The sequence below is a fragment of the Shewanella sp. c952 genome, assembly GCF_019654975.1.
In the GTDB taxonomy this organism is placed as follows: domain Bacteria; phylum Pseudomonadota; class Gammaproteobacteria; order Enterobacterales; family Shewanellaceae; genus Shewanella.
The window spans coordinates 44,128-58,011 of the sequence record NZ_BPEW01000023.1 but is presented as its reverse complement, the minus strand read 5'-3'; the positions used below and the strand labels follow the sequence as shown (position 1 = coordinate 58,011).

Sequence of the window (13,884 nt, the reverse complement as noted above, 5' to 3'; positions counted from 1 at the left end):
CGAGGCTCACCTGTTTTACTAATTAATAATTACTCTGCGGCTGCAGCATCTAGCACTCTTAACAAATCTTTTGGCGGTTGGTAACCCGGGATCAAGCTGCCATCTTCAAGCACGATTGCAGGCGTTCCGTTAATACCAAAGGTTTGCCCAAGGTTATATTGCTCTGCAATTTTCGCATCACACTTAGCCAATTTTACTGCCTTACCTGACTTAGCATCTGTCATCGCTTTAAGAGGATCTGCAGCGCACCAAACAGCTTCCATCTCGTCAGCATTAGCTGATGGAATACCTGCTCGTGGGAATGCTAGGTATCTAACTGTGATACCCAGATCGTTATATTCATCCATTTGATTATGTAGCTTGCGGCAGTATCCACAATCAACATCAGTAAACACTGTGACAACATGTTTTTCATTCTTGGCTTTGTAAACCAACATGTTCTTCTCAAGTGGCTTCATCATGTCAATACGCGGACCTGACATCGCAGCTTCGGTTAGGTTCTTCATGCCTTTATCTAAATCATAAAGAGTACCATGCAACAGCTTAGTGCCATCTTTACTGATATATAGCACACCACGGTTAGTTAAGGCCTCATACAAACCTGGGATTTGCGACTCTTTCAGCGACATAACATCTACGCTTAATGTATCAGACAACTTCTGTTTTATCGCCGCAGTGTCATCACTTTGGGTGTTTGACCCGGCAAGGGCTGCAGGGGCTATGACCATTGCAATGATCAAAGAAAATGCTCGGGTGAACTTCATTGGATATCCTATTCTACGTTACTGTCTATTAAAGGGTATAAGGATTAGACCTAGTCTGGAGCTGAAAAGTTACAGTCTCATGCTAACTAAAGCAAACTTTTTGCTGTAACGAAATCATACAGACGTGAAATCTATCAAGTTATTGCTAGAACTCTGAACTAAAGATTTTCATCATCTCAACTAAATCGTCAGTATTAAGGCTTAACCGCGTGGATGATGCTCTGAATGCAGGCTAGCTAAGCGAGCCGTGGCAACATGGGTGTAGATCTGCGTAGTTGATAGATCGCTGTGACCTAGAAGCAGCTGTACCACTCGTAGATCGGCACCATGATTAAGCAAATGTGTAGCAAAAGCATGCCTTAAGGTATGGGGTGAAAGCTCAGTACTAATATTCGCTCGCAATGCATAGAGTTTGATTCGATGCCAAAATGTCTGCCGCGTCATCTGTTGTGCGCGTTTTGAAGGAAATAACACGTCACTTTGCTTACCTTTAAGTAACTCCACTCTGGCAAACTTGAGATAGTTTTCAACTTCACTAACCGCAAGCTCACCAAGAGGCACTAAACGCTCTTTGCCGCCCTTACCCACGATACGCACTAATCCTTGGCGTAAACTAAGTTGCTCCATGGTTAAACCAACAAGCTCTGACACCCGAAGACCTGTAGCATACAGCAGCTCAAGCATGGCTTTGTCACGGCACTCAATAGGATCATCAGTTTGTGGCTCAGACAATAGCCTATCGATATCATCCTCGCTTAATGAGTCAGGTAACTTTCGTGCCAATTTGGGTGATTCGAGTAAAGCCATCGGGTCAGTGTTAATCTGCTTATTTACCACCAAATAGCCAAAGAAGCGTCGCAGACTGCTCATCATCCGTGCACTGCTGGTTTTAGCAAAGCCTTTGTCAAAACGCACAGCAAGATAGTCTCTGACATCCAATTGACTGCTTTCAACCAGCTTCAAACCTTTTAACTGTTGGTGGCGATCAAAATGGCGCAGATCTGTACGGTAGGCACTCAAGGTATTATCGCTTAAGCCCTTGGTTGACCATAAATGGTCGAGAAACAGATCAATTTCACTGTCGGGGATATATTCAGCAGGCACCTAAAGTGGCTTCCTTAAATCAGATATAAAAACGGCGATGAATCATAAATTCATCGCCGTTATCATATGTTATCAAGCTCACAGATGCTATCTCACCTGAGCATAGCAGCTATTTGGCTTAGCTAACTGCCACTGTCGCTTGCTGTTTCTTCATCATTAAACAAGCAGCAATTGCAATCGCAGTAGGAAGTAACCAAGCCATACCTTCAGCGTGCAAAGGCATAAAATTAAATATGCTCACATCTACACCGGCTGCTTTGATGCCATCAATAATGCCGAAGAACAACGCCACGCTAAGCACGATTCGATGAGCGGCTTCAGGTTTTGCAAAGCGTTCAGTTAAGAACGTTACCGCAACCAAAGCAATCGCTACAGGGTAAACCGTCATCAATACTGGAATACTGATACTAATAAGCTGAGAAAGACCAACGTTTGCAATCGTTGCGCAAATAACACTTAATAGCACCACAAAACGGCGGTATGAGATCTTAGGTAATAGCTCATTAAAGAACTCACTACAGGCACTAATAAGGCCGACCGCTGTGGTTAAACAAGCGAGTGTTACAACAGTTGCTAATAACACCAAACCCGTCGTACCAAACTCATGGGTGACATAGTTAGTTAAAATTACACCACCATTCTCAGCACCTGTGGCCAAATCACCCGCTGTAGCACCTAAGTAAAATAGCGCGATATAAACAAATGCTAGACCCGCTGCAGCAATAAGCGCAGCTTTCACTAAATAGCCTGTCTGTGCTTTAGGCTCAGTAATACCTTTCTTGCGTAAAATGTCGATAATTAAAATACCGAAGATGAGCGAGGCTAAGGTATCCATAGTGTTGTAGCCTTCCAAAATCCCTTTGGTTAACGGATTGGTTTGGTAGTCGCCAACTGCCGCTTCAACAGGGCTACCTGGAAGGATCATTACCGTTGCCGCTAGACCGACAAGCAATAAAATAAGAATAGGCGTTAATACCTTACCTACGTTATCTAGTAGCTTTCCTGGGTACAGTGCAAATACCATGGATATGCCAAAAAAGACCAGCGTATAGATAAGTTGAGCCGTGGTGAAGGTAATACCAGCAAGCACAAAGGTCGCATCAGCATTTTCTAAAAATGGCTTAAAGCCTACTTCAAATGCTACCAATCCTGTTCTTGGCGCAGCAAAAGCTGGGCCAATGATAATGAAAATAGCCACTGCTAGAGTGGTTGCAGCGATAGGAGGCAACAGATCCATAATCTTGCCATTTGCTTTCGCAACAGCAATCAAAGTTATCAGCGGTAAGCCTACTGCGGTGACAAGAAAGCCAAGCATAGCTAATGTCATATTCTCGCCAGCAAGAAAACCTGCAAGAGGAGGGAAAATAAGGTTACCCGCCCCTAAGAAAAACGCGAAGGTCATGAAACCTAACCCTAACGTATCTGCAATACTCATTTGATTATTTTGCACTTTATGCCCCATCAATAATTTTTATAATTAACAATTTCATGTCATCAGGCCTCAATGGCACCACTTTAGAATGACAAAATCTAGTGTGTAATATTTGGTTTACACAACCCAGTGGTAAATACGACCTAAGCTTGGCGAGTTTATGAACAGCAGCGAATTAATGAACACTGAAATTGCTATAAAACTGGTTTACCGTCCCTAAAAATAGGCTCTGAACCTACTAGGAGGGCCATACTATTATCAGAGTCACAGCTATTTAACAAGAATCGACACCTAATAATCGCCACACTCGATACAAATGATAACAATCAAGTAACAGCTTGATTCCATAACTTACATTCAACGCATTTGTCATGTAAGCAAGAAACATTCAATTGCTGCTCTAGCAAGCTCTCAATCGCGAGTAAACACTTACCTTCAGCGTTTAAAAATTGCAGAGATGCAAGCAAATATGCCTGTTACTGACCGCACTGAATTAGCGTACAATAATTTCACTGACCCAAAGCCTGTAAAATTCATGCCTTTTAGCTTTAAACAATTTCATATCGATGATCGCCGCTGCGGTATGCCTGTCAGCACCGATGGCGTGCTACTTGGCGCCTGGGCTCCTTTATCTGCTAGCAAAAATATTCTCGACATCGGCGCAGGTAGTGGCTTACTGAGTTTAATGGCCGCCCAGCGCAGCATGGCAAATATCACCGCTATAGAACTTGATGAGAGTGCGGCGCTTGATTGCCAGAATAACTTCAGCCTAAGCTCTTGGGCTGATCGCTTGACGTTGTTAACCTGTTCAATTCAGCAATATTGCACATTAGCCACAAGGCACAGCTTTGATCACATCATCTGTAACCCACCCTATTTTGATAATGGCCCCCAATCTAGCAGTGCTTTAAGAGCGACTGCCCGCCATACCGATAGCTTAAGTTTTGACGAGCTATTGGCGGCTATCAGTTCGTTATTAAGCCCTACAGGTCAGGCGAGCCTTATATTGCCGCTTGCTGGCGCAAATCAGCTATTGCAGCAACTTGAGCAACACCAGCTCACCTGCCAACATACGGTATTGGTTGCCAGTGTTGAGGGTAAAAGCCCCAATCGACAATTACTACTCATCACACCTTGTCGTTCAAACTTTGCCAATCAAGCTACAAGCCACTCAGTCTCAAACTTGGTGATCCGTAAAGCCGATGGCCACTACAGCGATGACTTTATACAGTTGAGCAAAAGTTTTTATTTAAAGCTGTAGCGATCTGGCGATCTAATCGTTTCAAGTCTGGGTTGAAACCTTTATAATGTTCGGCTGTTATTTATTGAGATGCCACGCATGCAATTTGAAGATCTCCAGCTTGACCCTTGTTTGTTAGAGTCACTGAAAGCAATGGGCCACAACAAGCCCACTACGATACAACAACAAACAATACCTGTAGCGATGGAGCAAAGAGATATTCTTGCTCGCGCACCAACAGGAACAGGGAAAACTGCGAGCTTCTTATTACCAGCACTGCAGCATATTATTGACTTCCCACGTCGCTTCGGCGGCCAAGCTCGAGTATTAGTGCTAACACCAACGCGTGAGCTTGCCAGTCAAATCCACCGCTATGCATCTCACTTGGCGACAGATTTAGATCTCGATATCAGCATCATCACCGGCGGCGTACCCTACGCACCTCAAGAAGAAGCGTTAAAGAAAAACGTCGATATCTTAGTTGCCACACCAGGCCGTTTGATGGAATACCTAGATAAAGGTCTATTCAATGCGGAAGAGGTTGAAGTACTCGTCATCGATGAAGCTGACCGCATGCTGGACATGGGTTTTTCTGCCGTAGTTGAAACTATCGCAATCGAGTCTGTTGGCCGTAAGCAAACCATGTTGTTCTCAGCAACGCTTGAAGGCAGCGACGTTGGTCGCTTTTCTCACCAGCTGTTAAACAACCCAGTGAAGCTCGAAGCTGAAGCGCCACGCAGCGAAAAGGCTAAGATCCACCAGTGGGTCCATATCGCTGATGATAGAGAACATAAATTTGCCCTGCTATGCGCTATTTTGCAGCAAGAAGAAGTAGAGCGTGCGATCGTGTTTGTCAAAACACGTGAGGCAGTAGCAAGCCTAGACGGCCTGTTGCAAAAGCAAGGGATCACTTGCAGCTTTATGCGCGGTGATATGGAGCAAAAAGCTCGTTTCCAAGCACTCGGCCGATTCACTAAAGGTGAAGTCAATGTGCTGCTAGCAACCGATGTTGCCGCCCGTGGTATTGATGTTGACGATATCACTCATGTGATCAACTTCGACATGCCACGCTCTGCAGATACCTATGTTCATCGTATCGGACGTACCGGTCGTGCCGGCGCTAAAGGAACCGCAATATCTTTGGTCGAAGCCCATGATATTCGTGTAGTTGGTAAGATTGAACGCTACATTGAGCAGCCGCTTAAGCGTCGCTTTGTTAAAGATCTTCGCCCGAAGAACAAAGAGGCTAAGCCGCCAGGGAAGAAAAAAGTTAAAGACACTGGCAAAACATTCAGTAAGAAAAACAAGAAGAAAAAGAAGTAACATTTCATACTACGCAGTATAAGAATGACTTCTCATCTCTATTAAAAGGATCACCTCAGGTGATCCTTTTTTGTTTCCTGCAGCATTTTCCAGCGCGAATTCTTTTATGCGCTTATCCCGCTTCACTAGACACACTTTTAAAATCCTATCGCTAACGCCATAAATTGAAACATTTTATTTACAAAAAATCGTATCACCTCAACGCTTAGTCTGGTAATTTAGCCGTTAGGAAACGCATTACATGGAAAAGCGAAACTATAATGATAAAAAAAATAATTCGAAGGGCTTCCCCATTATTTATTCTTATTCTCTTTATTGTTGCTGCACAAGTACTTATTAGCACTAAAGAAGCACCTGAGCAAAAAGCAGATGAAGCACCGATCCCAATTGTTGACATCATGAAAGTTCAACAGCAAACGGTCTCTCTCAATCTCCCCTCATACGGCGTTGTTAGCCCTAAATATAAAACTCAGCTAGTGACTGAAGTACAAGGTCGCATGCTAAACATTTCAAATAAGTTTGTTGCTGGCGGCGTTGTCAAAAAAGGCGAAGAGCTGGCAGTCATTGAACCTTCGGATTACGAAGCTGACTTAATGCAAGCGCAAGCTTCACTCGCTCAAGCCAAAGCTGCTCTCGAAGAGGAACAAGCTAAAGGCGAAGTGGCCAAGAATGACTGGAAAGGGTATGACGGCGGTATTCCACCAGAGTTAGGCTTACGTTTACCCCAACTTAAGCAAGAGCAAGCCAACGTTAAATTCCAGCAAGCAGCCTTGGCACGAGCTGAACGTAATCTTGAACGAACCATAATACGCGCTCCCTTTGATGGCATTATAAAAGCCCGCAATGTTGATTTAGGTCAGTATGTGACTTTAGGTACAAACCTCGGTGAGCTTTACGACACTCGTGTCGCCGAGATCCGCCTACCACTGTCGAATAACGATTTAGCCTACTTGGAATCGGTAGATAACCCAGACACTGAAGTGACCTTGAGCGCCGACCTCGCAGGTAAAGTAGTTACTTGGACGGGCAAAATCATTCGCAGCGAAGGTGTGATCGATGCAGAAAACCGCATGGTCTACTTGGTTGCAGAGGTAAAAGATCCTTACCTTCGCAGCGCTAAGGTTGAAGGACAACTACCACTTAAATACGGCAGCTTTGTCACTGCTATCATCAAAGGCCGTACTGTCGACGGTATTGTTAAACTACCACGCCACTTAGTGCGCCATGGCAAAGTCACTTTGATCACAGATGCAAGCAGTGTTGAAGTACGAGAAGTTAATATTGTCCGTACAGATCTAGAAAACGTCTATATCAAAGACAGCTTAGCTAGCGGCGAGCGCATCTCCGTGACTAATCTCAGTAACCCTGAAGATGGCCAACTCGTGAAAATTTTAGGTGATGACAGCAGCTCAACAATCGAAAGTGCTGATGAAGCGACAACCGAAGAGCAGCTCGCAAACGCAGGTGACCAATAATGGCCACTGAAAAAGGTATTATCGCTTGGTTTGCTAAGAATAACGTCGCAGCAAACCTATTAATGTGGATCCTATTAATAGGCGGGCTATTTAGCACGGTTATTATTAATAAAGAGATCTTCCCAACTTTTGAACTTAACTACCTCAATATCTCCGTCGCATACCCTGGCGCAGCGCCCCAAGAGATTGAAGAGGGAATTAATATTAAGATTGAGGAAGCGATCCAAGATATTAATGGCATAAAGAAGGTTACCTCAATCGCGAGTGAAGGCGTTGGCTCTGTTAGTATTGAAGTTGAAGATAGCCATGATCCGCAAGATATCCTCGATGAAGTCAAACTGGCTATAGATGCTATCTCGACCTTCCCGGTGAATATCGAAAAGCCCAATATCGTCCGTATTAAGCCTGAAAATAACGTTATTTGGATCTCCGTCTATGGTGATCAAACTCTTGAAGATATGAAGGAGTTAGCAAAAACTATTCGCGACGAAGTGACTGCTCTACCTGCAGTGACCCGGGCCCAAGTGACTGGCGTGCGCGATTATGAAATAAGCATTGAGCTGTCTGAAGATAAGCTGCGTGAATACGGCCTTACCTTCTCTCAGGTCGCGACTGCTGTACAAAACTCCTCTATTGATTTACCTGGTGGCTCTATTCGTGCAAAAGATGGCGATATCCTGCTGCGCACTAAAGGTCAGGCCTACACCGGTGAAGACTTTTCACAAATAGTCGTTAGTACCCGCCCCGATGGTAGCCGTGTCATGTTGCCTGAAGTGGCTAACATCAATGATGGTTTTGAAGAGCGTTTAGAGTACACCCGTTTTAATGGTCAGCCTGCAGCGATTATCGAAATACTCAGTGTTGACGATCAAAACGCACTGGATATTTCTGCCCAAGTCAAAAGCTATATTGAGACCAAGCGAGCAGATCTGCCTACAGGCGCCAAACTCGATACTTGGGGCGACTTAACCCATTATCTCAAAGGCCGATTAAACATGATGTTATCCAACATGTTTTATGGTGCTTTACTGGTGTTCTTCATTTTGGCACTGTTCCTAGAAATCAAACTCGCTTTCTGGGTCATGGTAGGCCTACCCGTTTGTTTCTTAGGCGCGATGTTAGTCATGCCGATCGAGCCTTTCTCGCTGTCGATTAACCTGCTTACGCTATTTGCATTTATTCTGGTGCTAGGGATCGTGGTGGATGACGCCATTGTCATTGGCGAGAGTGCCTATAGTGAAATAGAGCGGCATGGTCACTCACTGGATAATGTGGTTAGAGGCGCCAAGAAAGTCGCCATGCCAGCAACCTTTGGGGTATTAACCACCATAGCCGCCTTTATGCCGATGTTGATGGTTTCCGGTCCACAAGGGATTATCTGGAAATCTATCGGCATGGTTGTCGTGCTCTGTTTGGCATTTTCACTGGTTGAATCAAAGCTTATTCTGCCTGCGCATCTTGCTCATATGAAGCCACCTAAACCTCGCGCTAAGCTGGGCTACTTTGGCAAGCTTAAAGCAGGCCTGAATGACAAAGTGCAGTACTTCATTCATAACAACTACCGTGCATTTTTAGAGCGTTGCATCAAGCAGCGATATAACACGGTCGCCGTGTTTACTGGGGTACTGATTCTGTCTATCGCATTGGTCGTCAGTGGTCAGGTTCGTTGGGTATTCTTCCCAGATATTCCATCTGATTTCATTCAGGTAAATATTGAGATGGATGAGGGCAGCTCAGAGGAAAATACCCTTAAAGTTGTGCAAGAGGTTGAAGAAGCGCTGTATCGCATGAATGATGATATGGAAGCTGAGCTAGGTTACCCAGTGGTGAAACATAGTTTCATCAACATGAGTTCACGCACCTCTTCGTTTATTTTTGCTGAACTCACCAAAGGTGAAGAGCGCGATGTCGATGGTGAGACTATCGCAACCGCATGGCGAGCAAAGCTACCTGAACTGCTAGCAGTTAAAAAACTCAATATTAATGCCAGTACCAATGACGCCGGTGGCGACATCTCCTTCAGGCTAACCTCAAGTAACCTTGCACAACTGTCTTTAGCTTCAGCGGAGCTAAAACAGAAGCTGAGAAGTTACGAAGGCGTTTATGATATTGCCGACAACTTCTCCTCTGGCAGCCAAGAGATCAAACTAAAGATCAAACCTGAAGCCGAAGCGCTAGGATTGACCCTGTCTGATCTTGCCCGTCAGGTGCGATATGGTTTTTACGGCTATGAAGCTCAGCGGATCTTACGTAATAAAGAGGAAGTGAAAGTAATGGTGCGCTACCCTCTTGAGCAGCGTCGCACCGTTGGCCACTTAGAGAATATGCTGATCCGCACTCCTACGGGTGTTGCAGTTCCTTTTGCAAATGTTGCCCAGCTTGAACTTGGTGATTCTTACTCATCAATTACTCGAGTCGATGGTCGACGTGCAATCACAATTACCGCCAATGCTAACACCAACAAAGTTGAGCCATCAAAAGTTGTGTCAGAAATCCAAGCTGATTTCTTGCCGATGCTGTCGCAGAAATACCCAAGCATATCGACTGCATTAGATGGTGGCAGCGCTGATGAGCAAAGTGCATTAGTTAGCTTGCTACAAGGCTTCTTCTTTGCGCTATTTACAATCTATGCTCTGATGGCTATCCCGCTAAAATCATATAGCCAGCCATTGATTATCATGTCAGTGATCCCATTCGGTATGATTGGCGCACTATTTGGCCACTTCATCTTAGGCCTTAACATGAGTATTTTGAGCTTATGTGGCATTGTGGCGCTTGCGGGTGTGGTGGTGAATGACTCGTTGATCTTGGTTGATTTTGTTAACCGTGCTCGTGCTGAGGGACATTCAATCATTAAAGCGGCTGTGGATTCTGGTTGTTATCGCTTTAGAGCGATTATCTTAACCTCACTCACCACTTTTGTTGGCTTAGTCCCTATCTTGTTAGAGAAGAGCTTACAAGCTCAAATTGTCATCCCGATGGCAGCCTCTCTAGCATTTGGTATTTTGTTCTCCACCGTGGTTACATTGATCTTGGTGCCACTGCTTTATATTATTCTTGATGATATAAAACGGGTATCAAGCCGTTTCTACCAATGGTGGTGGCAACCTAAAGCAGAAACGGAAGCAATTGTTGAAGTAGAGCAACCCTCAAACTAATGAGTCGCTCATTCTTTATATAAAGGAGGCCATTGGCCTCCTTTTTTATGGCTAAACAAAAATACTAATACCAATTCCATTAAAGAGTTGGTCATTCAGCGGGAATTTAAATCACTTTAGACAAGCAAGTGGGTTTTAGTTAATAGTTATTCTATATCGAAAGCCACATGCGCCGTATTAAGGGATTTAAAACCCGCACACAGTGAGCTTTTCAGGACATTCACTGCTGCGTTGCATTATCTTAAAAGGGAATAACCATTTCTTCCACAATGCGCCTTGAATTGAAAGTCCTGAGAAAGCTCTGAATTGATCACATCTTTAATGGAATTGGTATAATACTCGATCTGGCGAACAGAATTAGTACGCGCCATTCGCTATGCTAAACACCTCTCTTGCTAGTGACCATCAATATGACCCAATCAGCTGCCACACTTGTTTACGATATTCGCAATAGTCGCTACTTAAATATCACCGGTAGATGCACTCTGCGATGTCAGTTTTGCCCTAAGCACAACGGCAGTAAACAAGTTCACCAATATCAACTTGCTCTTGAAAATCAACCAAGCGCTGAGGAGGTGATCGCACTGCTGGGAGACACGTCAACTTTCGATGAATATGTATTTTGCGGCTATGGTGAACCAACCCTCAACTTAGCCACGCTTTTAAGTGTTGCTAGCGAAATTAAAGCCCGTGGTGGCAAAGTGAGAGTCAATACTGATGGGCTCGGTAATCTATTTCACCGCCGCAATATTTTACCTGAACTAGCAAAGTGCGTAGACAGCCTGTCTATTTCACTCAATGCTGATACTGATGCCGCTTATCAAGTACATTGCCAACCCAAACTAAAAGGTGCTTATGCTGCCCTACTTGAGTTTATTAAGTTGGCGCCACACTACATTGCAGATGTTCAGGTATCGGCGATAAATGGGCTTGCTGAGGTTGATATTGAAGCTTGCCGCAAAATAGTTGAAGTAGCAGGTGCTAAGTTCAAACAAAGAGAGCTAGGGATTGTCGGCTAACTTGCCTCAAAGCAACCTATAGCCTTGTTGTAAACAACGCTTAGCCGCTACAAATGCTAATGATGTAACAACACTGAATTGATTACATATATAGCCAAATTGGTATAATATAGCGGCTATAACAACCATCGAAATAGCTATTCATGTTGACGCGAAAATTACCGCTACTTATCAATGCACAAGGGATCCAATGGTCCCAACAACGAATTTTTGCTGCTGCTAGTCAGATCTGCATTCTATTGATTTCGGTTGTTGTTCTTACCAATATTGTCATTACTCTTGGCGAAAGACGCCTGCAAGAAGACTGGGCCACCCAGCGCTACAGTGAGCTACAAGCGGTTGGTACACTGATTGCGGATAAAGTCTCGTTTCAACAATTTAGAACACAAATGTTTGCCACCTCTGAGTTACTTAGCAGTTATCTGGATTTACCGACTGAGGCTAATCAAGTAAAACTGCAAAACAACTGGGATATTGTCGTTGATAATATTCCAGAGCTATTAGGGATTGCACTTTATGACCCCCAAGGTCAGCTAAAATTTGCCACAGACGAAGAGTTTGGTCACAACGCTCTACCGCCGTCGCTGTTAGGCAGTTCACGCAATATGGGGGGCCATGAAATCTATACCTCTCCGCTTGAGTTTAGCCCGATCAATGGCAAGTTAGAGCCCTATCTCTATCAGCTTGCATGGCTTGAAAACCCAGATCAAACAGTAAGAGGTTATTTGGTCGCCTATAACTCAATGTCGCGTATGTTAAAAAACATCAAGCCCGCTTACTCAAGCAAACAAGCACCGCTAATGATGCTTGATACCCAAGGGCTGCTTTACTCTGGCGCACTTGAATCCCCGACTACCGGTCGATTACCAGAAACCATGGGCGGCAGCCTCAAGCAATCATATCCAGCCCTTTGGCGCAAAATGGCCACTAGTAATTTTGGCCAGTTCCACGGTGACGATGCCACCTTTGTGTATCTTAAAGTCGAGCTAACGACTCAGTATGAAACCCGCAGGGAGTACTTCTTACTCTCTTATGTAAAGAACGATGATATTGCCGCCAAGTTTGAACAGTGGCGTAATATTTTGATGGGCGGCGCGATATTTCTGACTCTTCTCGCCTGCGTTGTTATCTATTTGACCCATGCATACCGTCTCGTACACCGTTCTCGAGACTTTAGTATTGATCTCGCCAATCGCCTATTTAATACCGATTCTGGCTACATTATTGCCAATGAACTCGGCCGAGTACTCAGCGCCAACACCATGGCTGCAAAACTGTTATCACTCGAAATAGATGAACTGTCCGACCGTAGCTTGCAACGTATCCTGCATATGGATGACGAGCAGTATCAAGAACTTGAGAATCTACTTGCTGTAGATAAAGAGTGGCGTGGAGAGCTTGATACAGAGGCTTCTGAATATACACAACTGTCTGTTAGCCTGCGCCTTGAGTACGATATAGATAATAAGCAGAACTATACCTTGGTGACGTTTGAAGATATTGGCGAGCTAAAACATAGTCAGGAAGAAGCAAGATTAAATCAACTGCTTAATGATAATCCGATGGCAACGGTACTGTCTGACGCCAAAGGGGTCATCATCAAATCTAACGCTGCATTCAATTCTTTAATGCAAGTAAAGGACAGCCGTAGCTTACAGATTACCGACTTATTGACCAAAGACTTCAAAAACCAATGGCCACAGATCTCACAGCAACTTATCCTCAAAAGGACTTGGCAGGGACAAATATTATCTGCCAATAACCGTGCCAGTGATGACTGTATGCTTGCCACCTTAAAGGGACATTTGGATGCCTCAGACGATATAGAATACATTGTCTGCACTTTTGAGCACGCCAAGTTAAAAGCCCATGGCACAGAGCCTGGTAGCTCAGTACCACATCGCAGCACTATCTTTAACGATCGTCGCGATCTTGAGCGGTACTTTAATAATATGAGCCAAGAGAAAAAAGATTTCTCAAGCCTGATGCTACTCGATATTGCAGCCGAAGGTATGCTAAGTCACATGAGTGATATAGGTCAGTTAGAGAGCCGTCAAAAAGAGGTTGAAAGTCAGCTATTGCGTGAGTTACCCAACCGATATCAAATGTCACGTTGGCAACTAGGTAAACTGATCATCATGTTACCCGATACAGACTCAGACCAAGCGCACTATTTTGCTATCGATACTTTGTCTAAACTCAAGAGTAATGGCTTAGGTGACGGGATCTGTATAGGAATCGCAGCTTATCAAGGCGGTCAAATACTAGAGCAGTTCCTGAGTAATGCAGAGGTTGCTTTAAAGCGAGCGAAGCAAACTGATGAGCAAAATATCTGCCAAGCTTTTACCAGGCAGATTTTCTAACTATCA

General features: G+C 44.3%; 9 protein-coding genes. 6 read left to right on the top strand and 3 right to left on the bottom strand.

Annotation, left to right across the window (positions count from 1 at the left end):
• Nucleotides 1-29: 29 nt before the first annotated feature.
• From dsbC to brnQ, 3 genes are all read right to left on the bottom strand, one after another.
• The gene (gene dsbC / locus K5R16_RS15175; RefSeq protein WP_220738401.1) at nt 30-764 is read right to left on the bottom strand and encodes a bifunctional protein-disulfide isomerase/oxidoreductase DsbC; all 735 of its coding nucleotides are present in this window, start codon (nt 762-764) and stop codon (nt 30-32) included.
• 201 nt (nt 765-965) lie between these two features.
• Nucleotides 966-1,868, bottom strand: coding sequence for a site-specific tyrosine recombinase XerD (gene xerD / locus K5R16_RS15170; RefSeq protein ID WP_220738400.1), 903 nt, complete (start codon nt 1,866-1,868; stop codon nt 966-968).
• Between the two features lie 118 nt (nt 1,869-1,986).
• Nucleotides 1,987-3,330 carry a branched-chain amino acid transport system II carrier protein gene (brnQ, locus tag K5R16_RS15165; RefSeq protein WP_220738399.1) on the bottom strand — a complete coding sequence of 448 codons (1,344 nt, stop codon included), beginning with the start codon at nt 3,328-3,330 and terminating at the stop codon, nt 1,987-1,989.
• 505 nt (nt 3,331-3,835) lie between these two features.
• Between brnQ and K5R16_RS15160 the strand changes: the two genes are divergently transcribed.
• The 6 genes from K5R16_RS15160 (at nt 3,836) to K5R16_RS15135 (ending at nt 13,878) form a co-directional block, all read left to right on the top strand.
• Nucleotides 3,836-4,561, top strand: a complete 726-nt coding sequence (locus tag K5R16_RS15160; protein WP_220738418.1) for a tRNA1(Val) (adenine(37)-N6)-methyltransferase — start codon at nt 3,836-3,838, stop codon at nt 4,559-4,561.
• A gap of 78 nt (nt 4,562-4,639) precedes the next feature.
• Entirely contained in the window at nt 4,640-5,863 is a 1,224-nt protein-coding gene (gene srmB / locus K5R16_RS15155) for an ATP-dependent RNA helicase SrmB (protein WP_220738398.1), read from the top strand.
• A gap of 260 nt (nt 5,864-6,123) precedes the next feature.
• Nucleotides 6,124-7,338 (top strand): efflux RND transporter periplasmic adaptor subunit, encoded by a 1,215-nt coding sequence (locus K5R16_RS15150; protein WP_220738397.1) that lies wholly within the window; start codon nt 6,124-6,126, stop codon nt 7,336-7,338.
• Nucleotides 7,338-10,496: an efflux RND transporter permease subunit gene (locus tag K5R16_RS15145; RefSeq protein WP_220738396.1), complete on the top strand. Its 3,159-nt coding sequence runs from the start codon at nt 7,338-7,340 to the stop codon at nt 10,494-10,496. Before K5R16_RS15150 ends, K5R16_RS15145 begins: the two co-directional genes overlap by 1 nt.
• Nucleotides 10,497-10,906: 410 nt before the next feature.
• Nucleotides 10,907-11,515 carry a TatD family nuclease-associated radical SAM protein gene (locus K5R16_RS15140; protein WP_220738395.1) on the top strand — a complete coding sequence of 203 codons (609 nt, stop codon included), beginning with the start codon at nt 10,907-10,909 and terminating at the stop codon, nt 11,513-11,515.
• A gap of 143 nt (nt 11,516-11,658) precedes the next feature.
• Entirely contained in the window at nt 11,659-13,878 is a 2,220-nt protein-coding gene (locus tag K5R16_RS15135) for a PAS domain-containing protein (RefSeq protein ID WP_220738394.1), read from the top strand.
• Nucleotides 13,879-13,884 lie beyond the last annotated feature (6 nt).